This is a genomic window from Plantibacter sp. MCCC 1A11337 (assembly GCF_013349365.1).
Taxonomy (GTDB): domain Bacteria; phylum Actinomycetota; class Actinomycetes; order Actinomycetales; family Microbacteriaceae; genus Plantibacter; species Plantibacter flavus_A.
Genome location: NZ_JABJWX010000001.1, coordinates 1,152,351 through 1,175,315, shown reverse-complemented (window position 1 = coordinate 1,175,315; position 22,965 = coordinate 1,152,351). Strand labels below are relative to the sequence as shown.

Below are 22,965 nucleotides of genomic sequence, written 5' to 3'. Positions count from 1 at the left end.
TCGGTGAGTATGGAGCGCTCGCTCGAGACCAGTGTGAGCCAGGCCGTCGACGCCTGGCTCCGGTGGTTGCCGCGCTGGCACCCCGCCGCACACCGTGGACGCACCCGGATCTGCCGCCGGTGCATCGGATCCCCGATCCTCCGCGCAGCAGGCCTCGTCGACGACGTGCCGCACCAGGTGCAGCACGGCCTCGCCACCCGGATGAAGGCCCTCGTCGACCACGCGGTGGCGGAGTACACCGAGCGGAACCTCCCGGTCCTCCGTGCCGAACTGCGTGCTGCCGACCTGCGCGAGGCGCAGCGTTCCTACCGTCCGGGGGAGGGGCTCGACCCGGAGTTCGACGGGCTGCAGCTTGACCCCGATCCGGATCCCGAGCAGCCCTACCTCTTCACCCTCGCGGAGCTCGGCGAGTCCCAGGCGAGGACCGTTCCACCACCCCCGCCGTTGTCCGACGACGCGAAGGAGGCGCTGCGCACCGAGATCGCCCTCGCCGACCAGTGCGCGAACGAGACCGGGCGCCGCATCTGCGAACTCCTCGTCGGGCACCGGCTCGCCATCCACGACGCCGTCGAGCGGTACGTCGAACCGCAGGTCGCCGCACTCCTCGACGACCTCGCGCTCGAGCTCGATTCCCCCACCTCGCCCTGGTAGTCGTCGGGGCTCACCCGGACGCAGGAGGGGAGATCTCCCCATCGTGCTGTCCGACACCCGTCACTATACTTTCGAGCACTTGTCATCAGCACGATCCATGCTCATTGGGGGCGCAACACCATGACCGATCCCGGAGATCAGAACCCGCAGCAGCCCCAGTGGCAGCGACCGCCCGCCCAGCCCGACCCGCAGCAGGGATGGCAGGGCAACGGCCCGCAGCAGTCGGGTTCGGGCCAGCAGCAGACGGGCCAGTACGGACAGCAGTCGCCGTACGGGCAGTCGCCGACCCAGCCGTCCGGGCAGTACGGGCAGCAGTCCGGCCAGTATGGTGAGCAGTCGTCCGGCCAGCACAGCCAGCAGACGGGCCAGTACGGCCAGCAGTCCGACCAGTACAGCCAGCAGACCGGTCAGTACGGTCAGACGGCGCAGTACGGCCAGCAGCCGACCGAGCAGTTCGGTCAGCAGGGCACCGGCCAGTACGGCCAGCAGCCCACGGGACAGTACGGTCAGCAGCCCACCGAGCAGTACGGCCAGGCGCCCTACGCGCAGGGCGCCGGCGGGTATGGCGGCGGCCAGCAGCCGCCGAAGAAGAAGCTCTCGAAGAAGGGGCTCACCGGCATCATCGCCGGCGGCAGCGCCCTCCTCCTCATCATCGTGGGTGGCGTCGTCGGTGTCACCGTCGGCAATGCGCTCCACGCCCCGCAGGTGACGGTCGAGAGCTACCTCGACGCCCTCAAGTCGGGTGACGCCGAACAGGCGCTCAAGCTCTCCGGCACCGAGGTGTCGGCGGCCGACGTGCTCCTGACGGACGACGCGTACAAGGCCGCGTCCGGCAAGGTCTCCGGCTACACGATCGGGAAGACCACGACCAACGGGAACACCGCGACCGTCCAAGCCCGCCTCACCCAGGGTGGCGAGAGCGTCGACCAGGAGTTCACGCTCACCAAGGTCGGCAAGGACGCCGTGCTCTTCGACAAGTGGAAGCTCGAGGCTCCGGAACTCAGCACGGTCCAGGTCGACGTGGTCGCCCCTGAGGACGCGGTGGCGACGGTCGGCGGTGTCGACCTCACCGACGTCGAGCCGATCGCCGAGGGGTCGTACCAGCTGCGTGCACTCCCCGGCACCTACGACGTCGCCCTCAGCGAGAGCGACTGGTACACCGCCGAGGCGACCACCACGACGGCCGTGGGCTTCGGTCAGGCCGCGGAACCCGCGACGCTCGCCGTCGCCCTCACCGACGCCGGGACGACCGCCGTCGAGGAGGCCGTCAACGCGTACATCGACGGCTGCGGCGCCGCGACGGAGCTCGCCCCCGAGGGGTGCCCCTTCGAGATCCGCAACGACACCGGCTTCACGCCGTCCGGCGTGACCTGGAAGTTCGACACGCGCCCGACCTTCACGGTCGGCGAGTTCTCGGGCGGCGGCTGGGCCGTCGACTCCGAGACCGTCGGGCGCATGTCGATGACGTGCACGCTGACCGACCCGGCCACCGGCCAGACCGGCCCGGGCTACAGCATCAACCCGGTCGACTTCATCGTCGGCGGCACGGTCGAGGGCTTCACCGACGAGGGCGCGACGTTCGTCCCCTTCCCCTAGACCCACACCTGGACGACCCCTGGGAGCACTGCTCCCGGGGGTCGTCGTCGTTTGACCACAGGCCCTCCGCGGGCTAGTCTTGGTTGGGTGTGCGCGCTGTCGTGCGCTCTCGTGCTGTCCACGTTCTCCGGAGCCTGGCTCGGGGGAGCGGACAGCAGTCTTGCACCATCGGGTTGATCCCCGCCGGGCTGGTCCCGGTTGCAGATCGCCCCCACGGCATACCCACCACCTCAGTGACGCGCACTCGCGCGTCACCGGTGGGTCCATACGACCTCGTGGTCCGGGAGACCGGTCCACGAATGCTGCAGTACCACTGTCACCGTGCAGTCATCATCAAGGAGCAAGTAGTGCCAACCATTCAGCAGTTGGTTCGGAAGGGCCGCAGCCCCAAGGTCGTCAAGACCAAGGCGCCCGCCCTGAAGAGCAACCCCCAGCAGGCCGGCGTGTGCACCCGCGTGTACACCACCACCCCGAAGAAGCCGAACTCGGCGATGCGCAAGGTCGCCCGCGTGAAGCTGCGCAACGGCACCGAGGTCACCGCGTACATCCCCGGTGAGGGCCACAACCTCCAGGAGCACTCGCTGGTCCTGGTCCGTGGTGGTCGTGTGAAGGACCTCCCGGGTGTCCGTTACAAGATCGTCCGTGGCGCCCTCGACACGCAGGCCGTCAAGAACCGCAAGCAGGCTCGCAGCCGCTACGGCGCGAAGATGGAGAAGAAGTAATGCCTCGCAAGGGTCCAGCTCCGAAGCGTCCCGTCGTCGCCGATCCCGTCTACGGCGCCCCCATCGTCAGCCAGCTCGTCAACAAGATCCTGCTGGACGGCAAGAAGGGCCTCGCTGAGCGCATCGTCTACGACGCACTCGAAGGCGTCACCGCCAAGAACCAGGGCGACGCCGTCGTCACGCTCAAGAAGGCGCTCGACAACGTCCGCCCGACCCTCGAGGTGCGTTCGCGCCGCGTCGGTGGTTCCACCTACCAGGTGCCGGTCGAGGTCAAGCCTCACCGCGCCAACACCCTCGCCCTGCGCTGGCTCGTGAGCTACGCGAAGGGCCGCCGTGAGAAGACGATGACCGAGCGTCTCCAGAACGAGATCCTCGACGCATCGAACGGTCTCGGTGCAGCCGTCAAGCGTCGTGAAGACACGCACAAGATGGCCGAGTCGAACAAGGCGTTCGCGCACTACCGCTGGTAGTCGCCGCCCGATGCGAGGGCGGACGATCCGTCCGCCCTCGCACACCTGAGTGAATCAGCTCACCCCTACCTATCCCCGGAGGACCCCGTGGCACAAGACGTGCTCACCGACCTGAACAAGGTCCGCAACATCGGCATCATGGCCCACATCGATGCCGGCAAGACCACCACCACCGAGCGCATCCTGTTCTACACGGGCGTCAACCACAAGATCGGCGAGACCCACGACGGTGCGTCGACGATGGACTGGATGGCGCAGGAGCAGGAGCGCGGCATCACCATCACGTCCGCCGCGACGACCTGCTTCTGGAACAAGAACCAGATCAACATCATCGACACCCCCGGCCACGTCGACTTCACGGTCGAGGTCGAGCGTTCGCTCCGCGTCCTCGACGGCGCGGTCGCGGTGTTCGACGGCAAGGAGGGCGTCGAGCCCCAGTCCGAGACCGTCTGGCGTCAGGCCGACAAGTACGACGTCCCGCGCATCTGCTTCGTCAACAAGATGGACAAGCTCGGCGCCGACTTCTACTTCACCGTCGACACGATCATCAGCCGTCTCGGCGCGAAGCCGCTGGTCATCCAGCTGCCGATCGGTGCCGAGTCCAACTTCGAGGGCGTCGTCGACCTCGTCGAGATGCGTGCGCTGACCTGGCGTGGAGACGCCAAGGGTGACGTCGAGATGGGCGCCAAGTACGCCATCGAGGAGATCCCGGAAGACCTCAAGGAGAAGGCGGCCGAGTACCGCACCGCGCTCCTCGAGGCCGTCGCCGAGACCGACGACGCACTCATGGAGAAGTACTTCGGTGGCGAAGAGCTGACCGTCGCGGAGATCAAGGCCGCGATCCGTCACCTCACCATCACGAGCACCATGTACCCGGTCCTCTGCGGCTCCGCGTTCAAGAACCGCGGCGTCCAGCCGATGCTCGACGCGGTCATCGACTACCTCCCCTCCCCGCTTGACGTCCCGGCCATCGAGGCCCACGACGCGCGCGACGAGGAGAAGGTCGTGGAGCGTCACCCCGACTCGACCGAGCCCTTCACCGCGCTCGCGTTCAAGGTCGCGGTGCACCCGTTCTTCGGTCGCCTGACGTACGTCCGCGTCTACTCGGGTCGTCTCGACTCCGGTGCGCAGATCATCAACTCGACCAAGGGCAAGAAGGAGCGCATCGGGAAGATCTTCCAGATGCACGCCAACAAGGAGAACCCGGTCGACTTCGTCACCGCCGGTCACATCTACGCGGTCATCGGCCTGAAGGACACCACCACCGGTGACACCCTGTCCGACCCGCAGCACCAGGTCGTCCTCGAGTCGATGAGCTTCCCGGAGCCCGTCATCGAGGTCGCGATCGAGCCGAAGACCAAGGCCGACCAGGAGAAGCTGGGCACCGCGATCCAGAAGCTGGCCGAAGAGGACCCGACGTTCCGCACCGAGCAGAACACCGAGACCGGCCAGACGGTCATCAAGGGCATGGGCGAGCTCCACCTCGATATCCTCGTCGACCGCATGAAGCGCGAGTTCAACGTCGAGGCCAACGTCGGCAAGCCGCAGGTCGCGTACCGCGAGACCATCAAGCGCAAGGTCGAGAAGTACGGCTACACGCACAAGAAGCAGACCGGTGGTTCGGGTCAGTTCGCGAAGATCCAGTTCGATCTGGAGCCGATGGACGTCACTCCGGAGACGACCTACGAGTTCGTGAACGCCGTGACCGGTGGTCGCATCCCGCGCGAGTACATCCCGTCGATCGACGCCGGTTTCCAGGACGCCCTGCAGGTCGGTGGCCTCGCCGGCTACCCGGTCGTGGGTGTCAAGGCGATCATCACCGATGGTGCGGCGCACGACGTCGACTCCTCGGAGATGGCGTTCAAGATCGCCGGCTCGATGGGTCTCAAGGAGGCCTACTCGCGTGCCAACCCCGTCCTCCTCGAGCCGCTCATGGCGGTCGAGGTGCGTACTCCCGAGGAGTACATGGGCGACGTCATCGGAGACCTCAACTCGCGCCGTGGACAGATCCAGTCCATGGACGACGCCACCGGCGTCAAGGTCATCCGTGCCAACGTGCCGCTCTCCGAGATGTTCGGCTACATCGGCGACCTCCGGTCGAAGACCTCCGGTCGTGCCGTGTACTCGATGACGTTCGAGAGCTACGCGGAGGTCCCGAAGGCTGTCGCCGACGAGATCATCCAGAAGAACAAGGGCGAGTAGTCACTCACTCTCTCTTCACCGCGGTCCGGCCGGGTGTGCGAACACCCGGCCGGATCGCGTAACATGAATACACATCCCTGCAGTGCGTCGGGCATCGAATGGTGCCCGGCGTCCCGCACAACGTCCTGAGGAGGACTCACAGTGGCAAAGGCCAAGTTCGAGCGGACCAAGCCGCACGTCAACATCGGTACGATCGGTCACGTCGACCACGGCAAGACCACGCTCACCGCGGCGATCTCGAAGGTCCTGGCGGACAAGTTCCCGTCCGCGACCAACGTGCAGCGCGACTTCGCGTCGATCGACTCCGCGCCGGAAGAGCGTCAGCGTGGTATCACGATCAACATCTCGCACGTCGAGTACGAGACCCCGAAGCGCCACTACGCGCACGTCGACGCCCCCGGTCACGCCGACTACATCAAGAACATGATCACCGGTGCTGCGCAGATGGACGGCGCGATCCTGGTCGTCGCCGCCACTGACGGCCCGATGGCTCAGACGCGTGAGCACGTGCTGCTCGCCAAGCAGGTCGGCGTCCCCTACCTGCTCGTCGCGCTGAACAAGTCCGACATGGTCGACGACGAGGAGATCCTGGAGCTCGTCGAGCTCGAGGTCTCCGAGCTCCTCGCCTCGCAGGGCTTCGCTGAGGACGCACCGGTCGTCCGCGTCTCGGGCCTCAAGGCGCTCGAGGGCGACGAGAAGTGGGTGCAGAGCATCCTCGACCTCATGGACGCCGTGGACGCCAACGTCCCCGACCCCGTGCGCGACAAGGACAAGCCCTTCCTCATGCCGATCGAGGACGTCTTCACGATCACCGGTCGTGGAACCGTCGTCACGGGCCGCGCCGAGCGTGGCACGCTCGCGATCAACTCCGAGGTCGAGATCGTCGGCATCCGCCCGACGCAGAAGACGATCGTCACGGGTATCGAGATGTTCCACAAGCAGCTCGACGAGGCATGGGCCGGCGAGAACTGTGGTCTCCTGCTCCGCGGCACGAAGCGTGAAGACGTCGAGCGCGGCCAGGTCGTCGTCAAGCCGGGTTCGGTCACGCCGCACACGAACTTCGAGGGCACCGCGTACATCCTGTCCAAGGATGAGGGTGGGCGTCACAACCCGTTCTACGCGAACTACCGTCCGCAGTTCTACTTCCGCACCACCGACGTCACCGGCGTCATCACGCTGCCCGAGGGCACCGAGATGGTCATGCCCGGCGACACCACCGACATGACCGTTGAGCTGATCCAGCCCATCGCCATGGAGGTCGGCCTCGGTTACGCCATCCGTGAGGGTGGCCGCACCGTCGGCGCCGGCACCGTCACCAAGGTGCTCGCGTAAGCATCCGCTGACGCGAACCCCTGATCGACCTCAGGGTCGACACGGTTCCACACGAAGGGCCCGGAGCATTCCGCTCCGGGCCCTTCGTCGTGCGTGCTGTCGGTCGATCGGCGTCCGGCGACTCATATGTAAGATATCGGGCGACCCATTCTGTATCGAGCCGCCCGAGGTGACCGTGTCCCGTTCGTCCATCCGTCCGCGTCGTCTGTCGCGCCCACGTGTGCTGATCCCGGGCGTCTTCGTCCTGTCCATGCTGCTCGGCATCGCCGGAGCCACCGTGTCGGCGGCGGTGGAGGCCATGTCCGTCCGGGACGAGCTCGCTTCGGTCCTTCCTGAGATCGAGGCGATCCGAGCGGGCGTCGATGGCGTCGGCACCGAGGCGATCGATCCCGACGGCGTGCAGCGTGCCGGTGATGCGGTCGAGCGGGCACTGGCGTCGACGCAGCGGCCTGACTGGTGGCTCGCGGAACGCGTGCCCGTCTCCGGGGCCAACTTCGAGGCGGTGCGCACGGCCGTCGAGGCGGCGCACGTCGTCGTCGACGAGGTCGTCGAGCCGGTCCTCGGCCTGTCCCTCGACGGACTGGCGGTGGACGGTCGACTGGACACGGCGCGGGTGGGGAGCATCGCCCGCACCTCGGCGCGTGCGCTCGAGCGACTCGAGGAGCAGGTGGCGCGCCTCGACCGCCTCGACCACTCGGTGCTCCTCCCGCAGGTGGCGTCGGCGCTGGTCGGGCTCGACGGTCCGCTGCGCGAGGCGTCACCGCTCGCTGCTCGGCTCGCACCGGTGCTTCGCGCGCTGCCCGGGTTCCTGGGGGAGGACGGGTCGCGAGACGTGGTCGTCCTGTTCCAGAACTCGGCGGAGAGCCGAGCCCTCGGGGGCATCGCGGGAGCTTCGGTGCTCGTGCACATCGAGGATGGGGTGCTCGGCGTGACGAGGACCCTCGGCGCCGCGGACTTCGTGTCGCACGCCGATCCGGTGGTGCCCCTCCCGGCCGATGCCGACGCGCTCTACCGGACCGAGGGATACGCTACCGCGGGCACCTCCATCCATGAGGTGACGGCGAGGCCGGACTTCCCCTACGGTGCGCAGGTGGCCTCGCGGCTCTGGCAGGAGAGTCAGGGCGTCACGCCCGATCTGGTCCTTGCCGTCGACCCGGTCGCGTTGTCCCACCTGTTGCGAGCGACGGGCCCCGTGGTCCTTGCCGACGGTACGGAGCTGTCGAGCGATACGGTGGTCGACGAACTCCTGAACGGTGTGTATCGGGATCATCCCGGTCTCAGCGACGAGGCGAACCGGGCGCAGGACGCCACCTTCACCGCCGTCGTCCAGGCGCTCACCTCGCAGCTGCAGGCGGGGTCCATGTCGGTCCCCCGGGCGATCGGCGGCTGGGTGCAGGCGGTCGACGAGCGGCGTCTGCTCGCCTGGAGTCCCGACCGCGTCGAGGAACGGGCGTTGGTGCTCGCCGGGGTCGCCGGCGGCCTGCCCGAGCGTTCGTCCCGTTCGGTGCCGTTCGGGCTGTACCTCTCGGACGCGGTCGGCTCCAAGCTCGAGTACTACCTCCGACAGCAGGTCCGTGTCCGTGCGGGCTCGTGCGACGTCGATGGGACGCGCACAGTGATGGTCGCGTCGCAACTCTCGAACACGATCGACACGGAGTCGGAGTTCGACACGGAGGCGTTCGACTACATCGCGGGGTTCCACGAGCGTGAGGGGCTCCCTCGTGGTTGGATGCGCCTGCGGGTCCTGGCCTACGCGCCCGACGGTGCCGACATCCGCTCGGTTCGCGTGGACGGCACCGAGGTCCCGTACACGGCCGGATCGGACGACGGACGCCCGGTGGCCTACATGGTGGTGACGATCGCGCCGGGCGCGACGGTGACGCTCGACGTCGATGCGGACGTGTCCGGTGCGACGGTCGACGCCGTGCGGTTCCTGGGCTCTCCGGGGGTGCGTCCGGTCGAGGTCGACAACGTCGTCGAGCCCTGCTGAGCAGCGGCGCCTCGGTGCTCGGGACGCCCGAGACTGGGCGGATCCTGACCATCCGACGCCCGCGACACGCCCGGGTTGCACGCATGGTGGATCCGTGGCAAACTAGTCCAGTTCAGTACTTCGGACGAGCGTGCCTGTGCGCGCTCCGGCGGATCACTGCCAGGTAGTGCATAGGAGCTCCCAGACGCGGCAACGCGACAGGGATCGAGCCTAGGCCGCGGGTAGCAGAACACCAATCACTTCATCGCAATCCAGGTCGTAGCAGTGCTACGCCCAGCGCCGACCACGAGTCGGGGTGGAACCCGGTGGATGACCACGAGGGTCGCAAGACACGAGTGGTCGTTGACAGCAGAACAGTGGTGCGACACCAGTAGTGCCAATGGCGTGGAGCAACCGAACGTTGCAAAGCGCACGATATGCGTCCAATACGGAGCGATCCGCATGACGCGAGACAGAGAGTGAGTCACACATGGCGGGACAGAAGATCCGCATCCGACTGAAGTCGTATGACCATGAGGTCATCGATACTTCGGCGCGCAAGATCGTCGACACGGTCACCCGTGCAGGCGCAACCGTCGTCGGCCCGGTGCCGCTTCCGACGGAGAAGAACGTGGTCTGCGTGATCCGTTCGCCGCACAAGTACAAGGACAGCCGGGAGCACTTCGAAATGCGCACCCACAAGCGTCTGATCGACATCATCGACCCGACCCCGAAGGCCGTCGACTCGCTCATGCGTCTCGACCTGCCGGCGGACGTCAACATCGAGATCAAGCTCTGAGCTCGGTAGAGACGGAAGGAAGACATGTCTAACACGAAGACCAGCAAGGGTCTGCTCGGCACCAAGCTCGGCATGACCCAGGTGTGGGACGAGAACAACAAGCTCGTCCCCGTCACCGTCATCGAGATCACGCCCAACGTGGTCACGCAGGTTCGCACCCCCGAGGTCGACGGCTACGACGCCGTGCAGATCGCGTACGGCCAGATCGATCCCCGCAAGGTCAGCAAGCCTGACGCGGGTCACTTCGACAAGGCCGGCGTGACGCCGCGTCGCCACCTCACCGAGGTCCGCACCGCCGACGCATCCGAGTACTCGCTCGGCCAGGAGCTCACCGTCGACGGTGTCTTCGAGGCCGGCCAGAAGGTCGACGTCGTCGGCACTTCGAAGGGTAAGGGTTTCGCCGGTGTCATGAAGCGTCACAACTTCAAGGGCATGGGCGCATCTCACGGTGCTCACCGCAACCACCGCAAGCCGGGCTCCATCGGCGCCTCCTCGACCCCGAGCCGTGTCTTCAAGGGCATGCGCATGGCCGGTCGTATGGGTGGCGAGCGCGTCACCGTGCTGAACCTCCGGGTTCACGCCATCGACGCCGAGAAGGGCCTGCTGCTCGTCAAGGGTGCCGTTCCCGGCGCTCGTGGCCGTATCGTATTCGTCCGCACCGCAGTGAAGGGAGCGTAGTTCCATGGCTATCGCTACTCTCGACGTGCTCGACACCAAGCTCAAGAAGGCCGGCACCGTCGACCTTCCTGCCGAGGTGTTCGACGTTCAGACCAACGTCCCGCTCATCCACCAGGTGGTCGTCGCGCAGCTCGCTGCCGCCCGCCAGGGGACGCACAAGACCAAGCGCCGCGGCGAAGTGTCCGGTGCCGGCCGCAAGCCGTTCAAGCAGAAGGGTACGGGTAACGCTCGTCAGGGCTCCATCCGTGCACCTCAGATGACCGGCGGTGGCATCGTCCACGGTCCAGTGCCCCGCAACTACGCACAGCGCACCCCCAAGAAGATGATCGCCGCGGCTCTCCTCGGCGCCCTCTCCGACCGCGCACGCGGCAGCCGCCTGCACGTCGTCGACTCCCTCTCGATCGGTGAGAAGCCGTCGACGAAGGCCGTGTCCGAGTACCTGACGAACGTCGCTTCCTCGAAGCACGTCCTGATCGTCCTCCAGCGCGACGACGAGCTCAGCCTCCGCAGCGTCCGCAACCTGCAGAACGTGCACGTGCTGTCGTACGACCAGCTGAACGCATACGACGTGCTCGTCTCCGACGACATCGTCTTCACCAAGGCCGCCTTCGAGGCATTCGTCGCCAGCAAGACCGGCAACACGGCCGCAACCGAGGAGGTCTCGGCATGACCGCGATCAACAAGGACCCCCGCGACGTCATCTTCGCGCCGGTCGTCTCCGAGAAGAGCTACAGCCTGATCGACGAGGGCAAGTACACCTTCCTCGTCGACCCGCGCTCGAACAAGACCGAGATCAAGCTCGCCATCGAGAAGATCTTCGGTGTCGAGGTCGCTTCGATCAACACCCTCACCCGTCAGGGCAAGACCCGTCGCACCAAGTTCGGCACCGGCAAGCGCAAGGACACCAAGCGCGCCATCGTGTCGCTCAAGTCGGGTTCCATCGACATCTTCACGGCTGTTGGCTAAGACGGCCGGGAACGAAGAGGAATAAGAAATGGCTATTCGTAAGTACAAGCCCACGACTCCTGGTCGTCGCGGTTCGTCTGTCGCGGACTTCGCGGAGATCACCCGCACCACGCCGGAGAAGTCGCTGCTTCGTCCGTTGTCGAAGACCGGTGGTCGCAACAACCAGGGCCGCATCACGACGCGTCACATCGGTGGTGGCCACAAGCGCCAGTACCGTCTGATCGACTTCCGTCGCAACGACAAGGACGGCGTCAACGCCAAGGTCGCTCACATCGAGTACGACCCCAACCGCACCGCGCGTATCGCGCTGCTCCACTTCGTGGACGGCACCAAGCGCTACATCCTGGCTCCGAACAAGCTCAGCCAGGGCGACGTGGTCGAGTCGGGTGCCGGCGCTGACATCAAGCCCGGCAACAACCTGCCGCTGAAGAACATCCCCACCGGTACGGTCATCCACGCGATCGAGCTCCGTCCCGGCGGCGGCGCGAAGATGGCCCGCTCCGCGGGTGCATCGGTGCGTCTCGTCGCGAAGGACGGCCCGTACGCGCAGCTCCGTCTGCCGTCCGGCGAGATCCGCAACGTCGACCTGCGCTGCCGCGCCACCATCGGTGAGGTCGGCAACGCCGAGCAGTCGAACATCAACTGGGGTAAGGCCGGCCGTAAGCGCTGGCTGGGCGTCCGCCCGACCGTCCGTGGTGTCGCGATGAACCCGATCGACCACCCGCACGGTGGTGGTGAGGGCAAGACCTCCGGTGGACGTCACCCGGTCAGCCCGTGGGGCCAGAAGGAAGGCCGCACGCGCCACCCCAACAAGGAAAGCGACAAGCTCATCGTTCGTCGTCGTACCGCCGGCAAGAAGCGTAAGTAGGAGTAAGAGAAGATGCCACGCAGTCTCAAGAAGGGCCCCTTCGTCGACGACCACCTGCTCCGCAAGGTCGTCACGGCGAACGAGGCCAACAACAAGAACGTGATCAAGACCTGGTCGCGTCGATCGATGATCATCCCGGCGATGCTGGGTCACACCATCGCCGTCCACGACGGTCGCAAGCACATCCCGGTGTTCGTCACCGAGACGATGGTCGGGCACAAGCTCGGCGAGTTCGCGCCCACCCGCACCTTCCGTGGACACGTGAAGGACGACAAGAAGGGCCGTCGCCGCTAACGCGGTGACGTGAAGGAGGAAGAGAAATGGTGGAGTCGATCGCCCGCGTGCGACACATCCGCGTCACCCCCCAGAAGGCCCGTCGTGTCGTCGCGCTCATCCGTGGCAAGCAGGCTCAGGAGGCCTTGGCCATCCTGAAGTTCGCACCACAGAGCGCCAGCGAGCCCATCTACAAGCTCGTTGCCTCGGCCATCGCGAACGCTCGCGTCACGGCCGACAAGGACAACGTGTTCCTTGACGAGCAGGACCTGTACATCGCAAAGGCGTACGTCGATGAGGGTGCAACCCTCAAGCGTTTCCGTCCCCGCGCACAGGGCCGCGCGTTCCGCATCCTCAAGCGCACCAGCCACATCACCGTCGAGCTTTCGACGCCTGATGAGACTACCGGCGCTGCCAAGGCCAAGAAGGTGAGCAAGTAATGGGTCAGAAAGTCAATCCATACGGCTTCCGTCTGGGAATCACGACCGACCACGTGTCGCGTTGGTTCTCCGACAGCACGAAGAAGGGTCAGCGTTACAGCGACTTCGTCGCGGAAGACGTCAAGATCCGCCGTCTGCTGGCGACCTCGCTCGACCGCGCTGGTGTCAGCCGCATCGAGATCGAGCGCACCCGTGACCGCGTCCGCGTCGACATCCACACCGCCCGTCCGGGCATCGTGATCGGTCGCCGTGGCGCCGAGGCCGAGCGCATCCGCGCCGACCTCGAGAAGCTCACGAAGAAGCAGATCCAGCTGAACATCCTCGAGGTCAAGAACCCCGAGGCCGACGCTCAGCTCGTAGCGCAGGGCATCGCCGAGCAGCTCTCCGCACGTGTGGCATTCCGCCGCGCGATGCGTAAGGGCCTGCAGGGCGCTCAGCGCACGTCCACCGTCAAGGGTGTCCGCATCCAGGTGTCCGGCCGCCTCGGCGGCGCCGAGATGAGCCGTTCCGAGTTCTACCGCGAAGGCCGTGTGCCGCTGCACACCCTCCGCGCGAACATCGACTACGGCTTCTACGAGGCGAAGACCACGTTCGGCCGTATCGGCGTGAAGGTCTGGATCTACAAGGGCGACATCACCAACAAGGAGCTTGCTCGCGAGCAGGCCAACCAGAAGTCGACGCGTCCGGAACGTCGCGACGGTGGCGACCGCCCCCGTCGGAACGCCGGTCCGAGCAGCGCCCCCAAGGCAGCTGCCGAGGCGCCCGCCGCCGCAGGAGTTGAGGCATAACCATGTTGATCCCACGCAAAGTCAAGCACCGGAAGCAGCACCACCCCGGCCGTTCCGGCCAGGCGACCGGTGGCACCAAGGTGTCGTTCGGTGAGTTCGGTATCCAGGCCCTGACGCCCGCTTACGTGACCAACCGTCAGATCGAGTCCGCTCGTATCGCCATGACGCGTCACATCAAGCGTGGCGGAAAGGTGTGGATCAACATCTACCCCGACCGTCCGCTGACCAAGAAGCCCGCCGAAACCCGCATGGGTTCCGGTAAGGGTTCGCCCGAGTGGTGGGTCGCGAACGTCAAGCCGGGTCGTGTGCTGTTCGAGGTCGCCGGAGTCGATGAGACCCTGGCCCGCGAGGCGCTGACCCGTGCAATCCACAAGCTGCCCCTCAAGGCACGCATCATCAAGCGCGAGGAGGGCGACGCATAATGGCGATCGGATCCAAGGAGCTCACCCCCGTCGAGCTCGACACCTTTGAAGACCAGCGCCTCATCGAGGAGCTCCGCAAGGCCAAGGAAGAGCTGTTCAACCTGCGCTTCCAGTCGGCCACGGGGCAGCTCGAGAACCACGGCCGCCTGCGCGCCGTGAAGCGCGACATCGCTCGCATCTACACGGTCATCCGTGAGCGCGAGCTCGGCATCCGGGCCACGCCGACCGTCGAGGTCGTCGAGGCCAAGGCCGAGAAGAAGACCAAGAAGGCCAAGGCCGCACCGAAGTCCGAGGACACCGCTGCAGCCGACGCCGAGACCACGAAGGAGGCCTAGACATGGCTACCGCTACTGACAAGGCCCCCGAGGGTCACGAGTCGGCCGAGCACGACGTCAAGGACGCCGCTGCTCGTGGCTACCGCAAGACCCGCCGTGGTCTGGTGACCAGCGACAAGATGGAGAAGACCATCGTCGTCGAGGTCGAGGACCGCGTGAAGCACCCGCTCTACGGCAAGGTCATCCGCCGCACCTCCAAGGTCAAGGCTCACGACGAGGCGAACTCCGCCGGCATCGGCGACCTCGTCCTGATCAGCGAGACCCGCCCCACCAGCGCCACCAAGCGCTGGCGTCTGGTCGAGATTCTCGAGAAGGCCAAGTAGGCCTCGCGGCTTACTGAGAGGAAAGCGAACAATGCTTCAGCAAGAATCACGAGTCAAGGTCGCCGACAACACCGGCGCCAAGGAGCTCCTGACCATTCGCGTGCTCGGTGGCTCCGGCCGCCGCTACGCGGGCCTCGGTGACACCATCGTCGCGACCGTCAAGGACGCGATCCCCGGTGGCAACGTCAAGAAGGGCGACGTCGTCAAGGCGGTCATCGTCCGCACCCGCAAGCAGACCCGTCGTTCCGACGGTTCGTACATCAAGTTCGACGAGAACGCCGCTGTCATCCTGAAGGCTGACGGGGACCCCCGTGGTACCCGCATCTTCGGACCGGTCGGTCGCGAGCTTCGTGACAAGAAGTTCATGAAGATCGTCTCGTTGGCGCCGGAGGTTATCTAAGTCATGGCAAAGATCAAGAAGGGCGACCTGGTTCAGGTCGTCTCCGGCCCGAAGCAGGACCGCGGTGGTTACCGCGGCAAGCAGGGTCGCGTCATCGAGGTCCTGGCGGACAAGAACCGGGTGATCGTGGAGGGCGTCAACTACGTCACGAAGCACTCCCGTGTCGGCCAGACCCAGCGTGGAACGAAGACCGGCGGCATCGAGACCGTCGAGGCTTCGATCCACATCTCCAACGTCGCGCTCGTCGACCCGGAGACCAAGGGACCGACCAAGGTCGGCCACCGCAACGAGGAAGTCACGAAGGACGGCGTCACCAAGACGGTCCGCGTTCGTTACGCCAAGAAGTCAGGTAAGGACCTGTAATGACCGACACAGAAGTGGCGACTGGCAAAATCCAGCCCCGTCTCAAGCAGAAGTACCGCGCTGAGATCCTTCCGCAGCTGCAGAAGGACTTCGGCTTCACGAACGTGCACCAGGTGCCCGGACTCGTGAAGGTCGTCGTCAACACCGGTGTGGGCGAGGCCGCTCGCGACAGCAAGGTCATCGACGGCGCTGTTTCGGACCTCACCAAGATCACCGGCCAGAAGCCGCAGGTCACCAAGGCACGCAAGTCCATCGCGCAGTTCAAGCTGCGCGAGGGTCAGCCCATCGGCGCTCACGTCACGCTTCGTGGCGACCGCGCGTGGGAGTTCCTCGACCGCCTGCTGAGCCTCGCTCTTCCGCGTATCCGCGACTTCCGCGGTCTCTCGGACAAGCAGTTCGACGGCAACGGCAACTACACCTTCGGTCTCCAGGAGCAGTCGATGTTCCACGAGATCGACCAGGACAAGATCGATCGTGTCCGCGGCTTCGACATCACCGTCGTGACCACGGCCAAGAACGACGACGAGGGTCGCGCGCTGCTCAAGGCGCTCGGCTTCCCGTTCAAGGCGGCTGAGTCCAAGTAGGCTGAGCTTCTGCCCGGTCCTCGGTGTATGTCGAGGACCGGGCTTCCGCCCGTTCGGGGCACTCCTGCCCAGAACGGTTCAACCACCACAGGTCGGCACCCTTGCACAGGATGTCGAAACCTGGTGAACAAAGGAAACACTCGATATGACCATGACAGATCCGGTCGCAGACATGCTGACCAGACTGCGCAATGCGAACTCGGCGCACCACGACACCGTGTCGATGCCGCACTCCAAGCTCAAGGTGAACATCGCGGAGATCCTCAAGTCCGAGGGCTACATCTCCGGCTGGGAGGTCGCTGACGCGGCCGTCGGACAGACGCTCTCGCTGAGCCTCAAGTTCGGCCCGAACCGCGAGCGCTCCATCGCCGGCATCAAGCGCGTCTCGAAGCCCGGCCTCCGCGTCTACGCGAAGTCGAACGAGATCCCCAAGGTCCTCGGCGGCCTCGGCGTCGTCATCCTGTCCACCTCCAGCGGCCTCCTCACGGACCGCCAGGCCGAGAAGAAGGGCGTGGGTGGGGAAGTCCTCGCCTACGTGTGGTAGCCAGTCATGTCTCGTATTGGAAGACTCCCCATCGACATCCCGGCAGGCGTCACCATCGACGTCGCCGGTCAGAACGTCACCGTCAAGGGCCCGAAGGGTGAGCTCCAGCTCACCGTCGCGAGCCCCATCGAGGTCAAGCTCGAAGACGCACAGCTGCTCGTCACGCGTCCCGACGACGAGCGCAACTCGCGCTCGCTCCACGGCCTGACCCGCACGCTCATCGCGAACCAGATCATCGGCGTCACGCAGGGCTACACCAAGGGCCTCGAGGTCGTCGGTACCGGTTACCGCGTCGCTCAGAAGGGCAGCGCCGTCGAGTTCGCGCTCGGCTTCTCGCACCCCGTCACCGTCGAGCCGCCGGTCGGCATCACGCTGACCGTCGAGGGCAACAACAAGCTCACGGTCGCCGGTATCGACAAGCAGGCCGTCGGCGAGGTCGCCGCCAACATCCGTAAGATCCGCAAGCCCGAGCCGTACAAGGGCAAGGGTGTGCGCTACGCCGGCGAGATCGTGCGTCGCAAGGCCGGAAAGGCTGGTAAGTAACCATGGCTCGTCCAACGAAGACTGCCGCACGTGGCCGTCGCCACACGCGTCTGCGCAAGAAGGTCGAGGGCACCGCGGTCCGTCCGCGCCTCGTCGTCAACCGTTCAGCCCGTCACGTGTTCGTGCAGGTTGTCGATGACACGAAGGGTCACACCCTCGTCTCCGCCTCGACCATGGAGGACACCCTCCGGACGTTCGACGGCGACAAGACCGCCAAGTCGCGCAAGGTCGGCGAACTCATCGCCGAGCGTGCCAAGGCAGCCGGCATCGACGATGTCGTATTTGACCGTGGAGGCAACCGCTACGCAGGTCGCGTGGCAGCAATTGCCGATGGTGCTCGAGAGGGCGGATTGAACCTGTGAGCGAAGACAACAAGCAGCAGCAAGAGCCTGTGGCGACCGTGGCCGAGGCCCCGGTCGAGACCGCGGCATCGACGGCGCCCACCGGCGACCGCGAGCCGCGCGAGGCGCGCCGCGGAGGCCGTGAGCGCAACCCCAACCGCGACCGCGGTAGCCGCGACAGCGACAAGAGCCAGTTCCTGGAGCGCGTCGTGACCATCAACCGTGTCTCGAAGGTCGTGAAGGGTGGTCGTCGCTTCAGCTTCACCGCCCTCGTGGTCGTCGGTGACGGCAACGGCATGGTCGGCGTCGGCTACGGCAAGGCCCGCGAAGTCCCGCTCGCGATCGCGAAGGGCGTCGAAGAGGCGAAGAAGAACTTCTTCCGCGTCCCGCGCGTCGGCTCGACCATCCCGCACCCCACCCAGGGTGAGGCAGCAGCCGGCGTGGTGCTCCTGCGCCCCGCCGCCGCTGGTACCGGTGTCATCGCCGGTGGTCCCGTCCGCGCCGTCCTCGAGTGCGCCGGCATCCACGACGTGCTGAGCAAGTCGCTCGGTTCGTCCAACACGATCAACATCGTCCACGCGACCGTCACGGCGCTGAAGCAGCTCGAGGAACCTCGTGCCGTCGCAGCCCGTCGTGGTCTCGAGTTCGACCAGGTCGCTCCGGCCCGCCTGCTCCGTGCAGAGGCAGAGGCCGTTCAGGCGGCCGCTGCTGCGAAGGTAGGTGCCTGATGGCCCAGCTGAGGATCACCCAGATCAAGGGCAGAATTAGTGAGAAGCAGAACCAGCGCGACACGCTTCGCAGCCTGGGTCTCCGTCGCATCGGTGCTGTCGTCGTCCGTCCGGACAACGCGCAGAACCGCGGCTACGTGAACACTGTTGCTCACCTCGTACAGGTTGAGGAGATCGACTAATGGCTGAGAAGAACGAAACCACTGAGGAGAAGGCCCCCAAGGCCGCTGCCAAGGCAGCTCCGAAGACGGCTGCCGCGAAGGCCGAGCCCAAGGCGAAGGCGGCCCCCAAGGCCGCTGCAGCCAAGAAGCCCGCGAAGGACGAGCCCGCTGAGAAGCGCGAGCAGGTCCTGAAGGTGCACCACCTGCGTCCGGCCGCCGGGGCCAAGAAGTCCCGGATGCGCGTGGGCCGTGGTGAGGCGTCCAAGGGTAAGACCGCCGGTCGCGGTACCAAGGGTACGAAGGCGCGTTACAACGTCAAGGTCGGCTTCGAGGGTGGGCAGATGCCGCTGCACATGCGCACCCCGAAGCTCCGTGGCTTCAAGAACCCCTTCCGCGTCGAGTACCAGGTCGTGAACCTGGAGAAGCTCGCCGAGCTGTACCCGAAGGGTGGCGACGTCACCACGGTGGACCTCGTCGCCAAGGGTGCCGTCCGGAAGAACGAGAAGGTCAAGGTTCTCGGAAACGGTGACATCTCGGTTAAGCTGAATGTCGCGGTTGACAAGGTCTCCGGCTCAGCTGAGCAGAAGATCGTGGCAGCCGGGGGCAGCGTCAAGTAGCCCTCGGCCGGCTCCGCACAGGAGCTCACTCGGGTGGCCGGCATCATGCCGGTCACCCGGGCCGACCCCGCAACATCTCACAGGAGGCCCCTTTTGTTCAGCGCCATCGGCCGGATCTTCCGGACCCCGGATCTTCGTCGCAAGATCGGGTTCACACTCGGAATCATCGCCATCTACCGGCTGGGGTCCTTCATCCCCGCTCCGTTCGTGAACTTCCCGAACGTGCAGCAGTGCCTCGCGAACCAGCAGGCCGCCGGCGCATCAGGCCTCTACGAGCTCGTCAACCTCTTCAGTGGTGGCGCGCTCCTCCAACTCTCCATCTTCGCGCTGGGCATCATGCCCTACATCACCGCGTCGATCATCGTCCAGCTCCTCCGCGTGGTCATCCCGCACTTCGAGACGCTGCACAAAGAAGGCCAGGCCGGCCAGGGCAAGCTGACGCAGTACACGCGGTACCTCACGATCTTCCTCGGCATCCTCCAGTCGACGACGCTCATCACGGTCGCCAAGAGCGGCGCACTGTTCGGCAACCAGGGCGGCGTCTGCGCCGACCTCATCACCGCCCAGGGCGGCACCTGGTACGGCATGCTCCTCATGGTCGTCACCATGACCGCGGGCACCGGCCTCGTCATGTGGATGGCCGAGCTCGTCACCGAGCGCGGCGTCGGCAACGGCATGTCGCTCCTCATCTTCACCTCGATCGCAGCCACGTTCCCGGGCTCGCTGGCCGCCATCTGGACCGCGAAGGGCCCGGAGGTCTTCCTCCTCGTGCTCGCCGTCGGCCTCGTGATCGTCGGACTCGTCGTCTTCGTCGAGCAGTCGCAACGTCGCATCCCCGTGCAATACGCGAAGCGCATGGTCGGACGCCGGACGTACGGCGGCAACAACACCTACATCCCCATCAAGGTCAACATGGCCGGTGTGGTGCCCGTCATCTTCGCGTCGTCGATCCTGTACCTGCCGGCCCTCATCGCGCAGTTCAACCAGCCGACGACCGGCACTCCGGCGCCCTGGGTCCTGTGGATCCAGCAGTACCTCACCAAGGGTGACCACCCGCTGTACATGCTCATGTACTTCTTGCTCATCGTCGGCTTCACCTACTTCTACGTCGCGATCACCTTCAACCCTGAAGAGGTCGCCGACAACATGAAGAAGTACGGCGGGTTCATCCCGGGCATCCGTGCCGGACGCCCGACGGCCGAGTACCTCGACTACGTGCTGACCCGAGTGACCCTGCCCGGATCGATCTACCTGGGGTTGATCGCCCTCCTGCCGCTCATCGCGCTGGCCCTGGTCGGTGCGAACGCGAACTTCCCGTTCGGTGGGGCGTCGATCCTCATCATCGTGGGTGTCGGACTCGAGACGGTCAAGCAGATCGACTCGCAACTCCAGCAGCGCCACTACGAAGGGCTCCTGCGTTGAGCGCGGCGGCCGGCAAGCCCCGCCTGCTCATCGTCGGTCCTCCGGGATCCGGCAAGGGCACCCAGGCGGCGTTCCTCGCGGAGCGCTTCGACATCCCCGCGATCTCGACGGGCGACATCTTCCGCGCGAACATCAAGGAGGGTACGGCGCTCGGGAAGCAGGTCCAGGCGATCGTGAGCGAGGGCGGGTACGTCCCCGACTCCTTGACGAACGAGATCGTCCGCGACCGGCTCCACCAGCCCGACGCCGTCGAGGGGTTCCTGCTCGACGGGTACCCGCGGACCACCGACCAGGTCGTCGCGCTCGACGCTCTGCTCGCAGAGAACGACGCGAGCCTGGACGCCGTCGTGCAGCTGCAGGCCGACACGGAAGAGGTCGTCTCACGACTCCTCAAGCGTGCCGCCGAGCAGGGTCGCACCGACGACACGGAGGAGGTCATCCGCCACCGGCTCGACCTCTACGCGCACGAGACCGCGCCGCTGATCGAGGTCTTCACGGCCCGGGGGCTCGTCGTGGCAGTCGACGGCCTCGGCGAGGTCGATGACGTGACCGCGCGGATCGACGCGGCCCTCGCCGCTCGCGGCATCATCGTTCCGGCCGTCTGACGCACCGACACATCCATCACGGTGTTCCGGAAGTCGATCTACAAGACCCCTGACCAGATCCGCGCCATGATCGCGCCGGGGCTGGCGACCGCGGCCTCGCTCGATGCGGTGCGTGCGCTCGTCGCCCCCGGGGTGACGACGCTGCAACTCGACGCGGCTGCCGAGGCGGCGATCGTCGCGGCCGGCGGGCACTCCAACTTCAAGCTCGTCCCCGGCTACCGGCACACGGTCTGCACCTCGGTCAACGAGGACGTGGTCCACGGCATCCCCGGGTCACGCGTGCTGCAGGCGGGCGACATCGTGTCGATCGACAGCGGCGCCGAGATCGACGGCTGGAACGGCGACTCCGCGATGACCATCGTGCTCACCGATCCCACGCGCCCGGAGCTCGTCACCGAGCGCGAGCGCCTCTCGGCGGTGACGGAGGGCTCGCTGTGGGCCGGGATCGCCGAACTCGCGACCGCCCGACACCTGAACCAGGTCGGTGCCGCGATCGAGGAGTACGTCGAGGACCACTCACCCGAGGGGAAGCCCTACGGGATCCTCACGGACTACGTCGGGCACGGCATCGGACGCACGATGCACGAGGCACCGCCGGTGTTCAACTACCGGGTCCGTCAGCGCGGACCCGAAGTGAAGCCCGGACTCGTGGTGGCCATCGAACCCATGGTGGTCGCCGGGAGCCCAGACACCTTCGTCCGCGACGACGAATGGACGGTCGCCACGCTGGACGGTGGCTCGGCGGCGCACTGGGAGCACAGCGTCGCCGTGCACCGCGACGGCATCTGGGTCCTGACCGCTCACGATGGCGGGGCCGCGGCCCTCGCCGCCTTCGGCGTCACCCCGGTCCGTCCAGCCTGACCGCCCGCCAGGTCGCCGGCCGGACCTCGTCCGTCCCGGTAGAGTTGCTCGGCATGAGCGTGCCGATCGTGTTCCTTCTCGACGTCCTCCCCGCAGACACCGTCCTCGACGACGCCGACCTCGCGGCCACGATCACGCCGGCCGGCGACGGGTCCGGCGTCTTGAGCGTCTTCGATCTGGGTCCCGCGCGGGGGGACGGGATCTTCGAGACGATCGGTGTCGTCGGCCGGCACCCGCAGTCGGTCGAGGCGCACCTCGACCGGCTGACCGAGTCGGCGGCGATCCTCGATCTGCCTGCGCCGAACCACGCTCAGTGGCGAGTCGCCATCGCCCGCGCGGTCGCGGAACTCCCCATCGTCGATCAGAGCGCCGTCCGACTCGTCGTGACGCGGGGGAGTGGCGGACGCCCGACCGCGTGGGTCTCGGCGACGCCGGCTGACGGGTTCCCCGAGCGCGAGAACGGCATCGAGGTCGTCCTGCTCGACCGAGGCCTCGCGAGCGACGTGCAGCAGCGTTCGCCGTGGCTGCTCGCCGGTGCCAAGACGCTGTCGTACGCGGTGAACATGGCCGCGCTCCGTGAGGCGCACCGTCGCGGAGCTGACGACGTGCTCTTCGTCAGCAGCGACGGCTTCGTCCTCGAGGGCCCGACCTCCACCGTGGTCGTGCGGATCGACGGGACCTTCGTGACGCCGCCGCCGTCGAGCGGCATCCTCCCCGGCACCACGCAGCTGGCGCTCTGGGCCCATCTCGAGGAGCAGGGGCTCGCGCACGAGTACCGGATGCTGACACCGGAGGACGTGCTCGACGCGGAAGCGGCGTGGCTGCTCTCCAGCGTCCGACTGGCAGCGCCGGTGCGTGCGGTGGACGGACGTGCGCTGGCGATGGACGCCGGTCTCACGACGCAGATCAACGATGCGCTGCTCTCCCGCACCGACTGAGAGGTCGTGGCCGACGTTGAGTTG

31 protein-coding genes are annotated in these 22,965 nt (G+C 66.5%); all 31 read left to right on the top strand.

The window, feature by feature from the left end; genetic code table 11:
* Positions 1 to 9 precede the first annotated feature (9 nt).
* The 31 genes from HOW07_RS05505 (at position 10) to HOW07_RS05355 (ending at position 22,941) form a co-directional block, all read left to right on the top strand.
* Positions 10 to 651 (top strand): hypothetical protein, encoded by a 642-nt coding sequence (locus HOW07_RS05505; RefSeq protein ID WP_064296709.1) that lies wholly within the window; start codon positions 10 to 12, stop codon positions 649 to 651.
* Positions 652 to 771: 120 nt separating this feature from the next.
* Positions 772 to 2,247 carry a hypothetical protein gene (locus HOW07_RS05500; protein WP_175116272.1) on the top strand — a complete coding sequence of 492 codons (1,476 nt, stop codon included), beginning with the start codon at positions 772 to 774 and terminating at the stop codon, positions 2,245 to 2,247.
* Positions 2,248 to 2,594: 347 nt separating this feature from the next.
* On the top strand, positions 2,595 to 2,969 hold the full coding sequence (rpsL, locus tag HOW07_RS05495) for a 30S ribosomal protein S12 (protein ID WP_056008169.1): 375 nt from the start codon (positions 2,595 to 2,597) through the stop codon (positions 2,967 to 2,969).
* On the top strand, positions 2,969 to 3,439 hold the full coding sequence (rpsG, locus tag HOW07_RS05490; protein ID WP_064296707.1) for a 30S ribosomal protein S7: 471 nt from the start codon (positions 2,969 to 2,971) through the stop codon (positions 3,437 to 3,439). Before rpsL ends, rpsG begins: the two co-directional genes overlap by 1 nt.
* Positions 3,440 to 3,526: 87 nt before the next feature.
* On the top strand, positions 3,527 to 5,641 hold the full coding sequence (fusA, locus tag HOW07_RS05485) for an elongation factor G (RefSeq protein WP_064296706.1): 2,115 nt from the start codon (positions 3,527 to 3,529) through the stop codon (positions 5,639 to 5,641).
* A gap of 141 nt (positions 5,642 to 5,782) precedes the next feature.
* Complete coding sequence (gene tuf / locus HOW07_RS05480; protein ID WP_064296705.1) at positions 5,783 to 6,973, top strand: elongation factor Tu; 1,191 nt, start codon at positions 5,783 to 5,785, stop codon at positions 6,971 to 6,973.
* A 169-nt stretch (positions 6,974 to 7,142) separates the two neighbouring features.
* Positions 7,143 to 8,963, top strand: a complete 1,821-nt coding sequence (locus HOW07_RS05475; RefSeq protein ID WP_175116271.1) for a DUF4012 domain-containing protein — start codon at positions 7,143 to 7,145, stop codon at positions 8,961 to 8,963.
* A 469-nt stretch (positions 8,964 to 9,432) separates the two neighbouring features.
* Positions 9,433 to 9,741 (top strand): 30S ribosomal protein S10, encoded by a 309-nt coding sequence (gene rpsJ / locus HOW07_RS05470; protein ID WP_005050520.1) that lies wholly within the window; start codon positions 9,433 to 9,435, stop codon positions 9,739 to 9,741.
* Positions 9,742 to 9,765: 24 nt separating this feature from the next.
* On the top strand, positions 9,766 to 10,419 hold the full coding sequence (gene rplC, locus HOW07_RS05465) for a 50S ribosomal protein L3 (protein ID WP_071259511.1): 654 nt from the start codon (positions 9,766 to 9,768) through the stop codon (positions 10,417 to 10,419).
* Positions 10,420 to 10,423: 4 nt separating this feature from the next.
* A complete protein-coding gene (gene rplD, locus HOW07_RS05460) occupies positions 10,424 to 11,089 on the top strand; it encodes a 50S ribosomal protein L4 (protein ID WP_175116270.1) in 666 nt (221 codons plus the stop codon).
* A complete protein-coding gene (gene rplW / locus HOW07_RS05455; RefSeq protein ID WP_056008147.1) occupies positions 11,086 to 11,385 on the top strand; it encodes a 50S ribosomal protein L23 in 300 nt (99 codons plus the stop codon). Before rplD ends, rplW begins: the two co-directional genes overlap by 4 nt.
* 28 nt (positions 11,386 to 11,413) lie before the next feature.
* The gene (gene rplB, locus HOW07_RS05450) at positions 11,414 to 12,253 is read left to right on the top strand and encodes a 50S ribosomal protein L2 (protein ID WP_064296701.1); all 840 of its coding nucleotides are present in this window, start codon (positions 11,414 to 11,416) and stop codon (positions 12,251 to 12,253) included.
* A 12-nt stretch (positions 12,254 to 12,265) separates the two neighbouring features.
* Entirely contained in the window at positions 12,266 to 12,547 is a 282-nt protein-coding gene (rpsS, locus tag HOW07_RS05445) for a 30S ribosomal protein S19 (RefSeq protein WP_064296700.1), read from the top strand.
* A gap of 26 nt (positions 12,548 to 12,573) precedes the next feature.
* Positions 12,574 to 12,966, top strand: coding sequence for a 50S ribosomal protein L22 (rplV, locus tag HOW07_RS05440; RefSeq protein WP_175116269.1), 393 nt, complete (start codon positions 12,574 to 12,576; stop codon positions 12,964 to 12,966).
* On the top strand, positions 12,966 to 13,754 hold the full coding sequence (rpsC, locus tag HOW07_RS05435; RefSeq protein WP_064296699.1) for a 30S ribosomal protein S3: 789 nt from the start codon (positions 12,966 to 12,968) through the stop codon (positions 13,752 to 13,754). Before rplV ends, rpsC begins: the two co-directional genes overlap by 1 nt.
* A 2-nt stretch (positions 13,755 to 13,756) precedes the next feature.
* The gene (rplP, locus tag HOW07_RS05430; RefSeq protein WP_064296698.1) at positions 13,757 to 14,176 is read left to right on the top strand and encodes a 50S ribosomal protein L16; all 420 of its coding nucleotides are present in this window, start codon (positions 13,757 to 13,759) and stop codon (positions 14,174 to 14,176) included.
* On the top strand, positions 14,176 to 14,511 hold the full coding sequence (rpmC, locus tag HOW07_RS05425) for a 50S ribosomal protein L29 (protein WP_064296697.1): 336 nt from the start codon (positions 14,176 to 14,178) through the stop codon (positions 14,509 to 14,511). The genes rplP and rpmC overlap by 1 nt, the downstream gene beginning before the upstream one ends.
* Before the next feature lie 2 nt (positions 14,512 to 14,513).
* Positions 14,514 to 14,834: a 30S ribosomal protein S17 gene (gene rpsQ / locus HOW07_RS05420; protein ID WP_056008125.1), complete on the top strand. Its 321-nt coding sequence runs from the start codon at positions 14,514 to 14,516 to the stop codon at positions 14,832 to 14,834.
* A 31-nt stretch (positions 14,835 to 14,865) separates the two neighbouring features.
* Positions 14,866 to 15,234 carry a 50S ribosomal protein L14 gene (gene rplN, locus HOW07_RS05415; RefSeq protein ID WP_064296696.1) on the top strand — a complete coding sequence of 123 codons (369 nt, stop codon included), beginning with the start codon at positions 14,866 to 14,868 and terminating at the stop codon, positions 15,232 to 15,234.
* Between the two features lie 3 nt (positions 15,235 to 15,237).
* Positions 15,238 to 15,597: a 50S ribosomal protein L24 gene (rplX, locus tag HOW07_RS05410; protein ID WP_056008121.1), complete on the top strand. Its 360-nt coding sequence runs from the start codon at positions 15,238 to 15,240 to the stop codon at positions 15,595 to 15,597.
* Positions 15,597 to 16,181, top strand: coding sequence for a 50S ribosomal protein L5 (gene rplE / locus HOW07_RS05405; RefSeq protein ID WP_056008119.1), 585 nt, complete (start codon positions 15,597 to 15,599; stop codon positions 16,179 to 16,181). Before rplX ends, rplE begins: the two co-directional genes overlap by 1 nt.
* Before the next feature lie 145 nt (positions 16,182 to 16,326).
* Complete coding sequence (rpsH, locus tag HOW07_RS05400; protein ID WP_064296695.1) at positions 16,327 to 16,725, top strand: 30S ribosomal protein S8; 399 nt, start codon at positions 16,327 to 16,329, stop codon at positions 16,723 to 16,725.
* Between the two features lie 6 nt (positions 16,726 to 16,731).
* A complete protein-coding gene (gene rplF, locus HOW07_RS05395; protein WP_064296694.1) occupies positions 16,732 to 17,268 on the top strand; it encodes a 50S ribosomal protein L6 in 537 nt (178 codons plus the stop codon).
* Positions 17,269 to 17,270: 2 nt separating this feature from the next.
* Positions 17,271 to 17,630, top strand: a complete 360-nt coding sequence (gene rplR, locus HOW07_RS05390; protein WP_064296693.1) for a 50S ribosomal protein L18 — start codon at positions 17,271 to 17,273, stop codon at positions 17,628 to 17,630.
* A gap of 38 nt (positions 17,631 to 17,668) precedes the next feature.
* Positions 17,669 to 18,337 (top strand): 30S ribosomal protein S5, encoded by a 669-nt coding sequence (gene rpsE / locus HOW07_RS19320; RefSeq protein WP_229939737.1) that lies wholly within the window; start codon positions 17,669 to 17,671, stop codon positions 18,335 to 18,337.
* Entirely contained in the window at positions 18,337 to 18,519 is a 183-nt protein-coding gene (gene rpmD, locus HOW07_RS05380; protein WP_079001710.1) for a 50S ribosomal protein L30, read from the top strand. The genes rpsE and rpmD overlap by 1 nt, the downstream gene beginning before the upstream one ends.
* Positions 18,519 to 19,115 carry a 50S ribosomal protein L15 gene (gene rplO / locus HOW07_RS05375; RefSeq protein ID WP_079705265.1) on the top strand — a complete coding sequence of 199 codons (597 nt, stop codon included), beginning with the start codon at positions 18,519 to 18,521 and terminating at the stop codon, positions 19,113 to 19,115. Before rpmD ends, rplO begins: the two co-directional genes overlap by 1 nt.
* Before the next feature lie 93 nt (positions 19,116 to 19,208).
* The gene (gene secY, locus HOW07_RS05370) at positions 19,209 to 20,537 is read left to right on the top strand and encodes a preprotein translocase subunit SecY (RefSeq protein WP_064296691.1); all 1,329 of its coding nucleotides are present in this window, start codon (positions 19,209 to 19,211) and stop codon (positions 20,535 to 20,537) included.
* Entirely contained in the window at positions 20,534 to 21,142 is a 609-nt protein-coding gene (locus HOW07_RS05365; protein ID WP_064296690.1) for an adenylate kinase, read from the top strand. Before secY ends, HOW07_RS05365 begins: the two co-directional genes overlap by 4 nt.
* 21 nt (positions 21,143 to 21,163) lie before the next feature.
* Positions 21,164 to 22,003 carry a type I methionyl aminopeptidase gene (gene map, locus HOW07_RS05360; RefSeq protein WP_079001715.1) on the top strand — a complete coding sequence of 280 codons (840 nt, stop codon included), beginning with the start codon at positions 21,164 to 21,166 and terminating at the stop codon, positions 22,001 to 22,003.
* Positions 22,004 to 22,056: 53 nt separating this feature from the next.
* Positions 22,057 to 22,941, top strand: a complete 885-nt coding sequence (locus HOW07_RS05355; protein WP_217485093.1) for an aminodeoxychorismate lyase — start codon at positions 22,057 to 22,059, stop codon at positions 22,939 to 22,941.
* Positions 22,942 to 22,965 lie beyond the last annotated feature (24 nt).

Coding starts and splice junctions, on each gene's coding strand:
- HOW07_RS05505 (WP_064296709.1), top strand. CDS start 10: ATGGAGCGCTCGCTCGAGACCAGTGTGAGCCAGGCCGTCGACGCCTGG.
- HOW07_RS05500 (WP_175116272.1), top strand. CDS start 772: ATGACCGATCCCGGAGATCAGAACCCGCAGCAGCCCCAGTGGCAGCGA.
- rpsG (WP_064296707.1), top strand. CDS start 2,969: ATGCCTCGCAAGGGTCCAGCTCCGAAGCGTCCCGTCGTCGCCGATCCC.
- rpsJ (WP_005050520.1), top strand. CDS start 9,433: ATGGCGGGACAGAAGATCCGCATCCGACTGAAGTCGTATGACCATGAG.
- rplC (WP_071259511.1), top strand. CDS start 9,766: ATGTCTAACACGAAGACCAGCAAGGGTCTGCTCGGCACCAAGCTCGGC.
- rplD (WP_175116270.1), top strand. CDS start 10,424: ATGGCTATCGCTACTCTCGACGTGCTCGACACCAAGCTCAAGAAGGCC.
- rplW (WP_056008147.1), top strand. CDS start 11,086: ATGACCGCGATCAACAAGGACCCCCGCGACGTCATCTTCGCGCCGGTC.
- rplB (WP_064296701.1), top strand. CDS start 11,414: ATGGCTATTCGTAAGTACAAGCCCACGACTCCTGGTCGTCGCGGTTCG.
- rpsS (WP_064296700.1), top strand. CDS start 12,266: ATGCCACGCAGTCTCAAGAAGGGCCCCTTCGTCGACGACCACCTGCTC.
- rplV (WP_175116269.1), top strand. CDS start 12,574: ATGGTGGAGTCGATCGCCCGCGTGCGACACATCCGCGTCACCCCCCAG.
- rpsC (WP_064296699.1), top strand. CDS start 12,966: ATGGGTCAGAAAGTCAATCCATACGGCTTCCGTCTGGGAATCACGACC.
- rplP (WP_064296698.1), top strand. CDS start 13,757: ATGTTGATCCCACGCAAAGTCAAGCACCGGAAGCAGCACCACCCCGGC.
- rpmC (WP_064296697.1), top strand. CDS start 14,176: ATGGCGATCGGATCCAAGGAGCTCACCCCCGTCGAGCTCGACACCTTT.
- rpsQ (WP_056008125.1), top strand. CDS start 14,514: ATGGCTACCGCTACTGACAAGGCCCCCGAGGGTCACGAGTCGGCCGAG.
- rplN (WP_064296696.1), top strand. CDS start 14,866: ATGCTTCAGCAAGAATCACGAGTCAAGGTCGCCGACAACACCGGCGCC.
- rplX (WP_056008121.1), top strand. CDS start 15,238: ATGGCAAAGATCAAGAAGGGCGACCTGGTTCAGGTCGTCTCCGGCCCG.
- rplE (WP_056008119.1), top strand. CDS start 15,597: ATGACCGACACAGAAGTGGCGACTGGCAAAATCCAGCCCCGTCTCAAG.
- rpsH (WP_064296695.1), top strand. CDS start 16,327: ATGACCATGACAGATCCGGTCGCAGACATGCTGACCAGACTGCGCAAT.
- rplF (WP_064296694.1), top strand. CDS start 16,732: ATGTCTCGTATTGGAAGACTCCCCATCGACATCCCGGCAGGCGTCACC.
- rplR (WP_064296693.1), top strand. CDS start 17,271: ATGGCTCGTCCAACGAAGACTGCCGCACGTGGCCGTCGCCACACGCGT.
- rpmD (WP_079001710.1), top strand. CDS start 18,337: ATGGCCCAGCTGAGGATCACCCAGATCAAGGGCAGAATTAGTGAGAAG.
- rplO (WP_079705265.1), top strand. CDS start 18,519: ATGGCTGAGAAGAACGAAACCACTGAGGAGAAGGCCCCCAAGGCCGCT.
- HOW07_RS05355 (WP_217485093.1), top strand. CDS start 22,057: ATGAGCGTGCCGATCGTGTTCCTTCTCGACGTCCTCCCCGCAGACACC.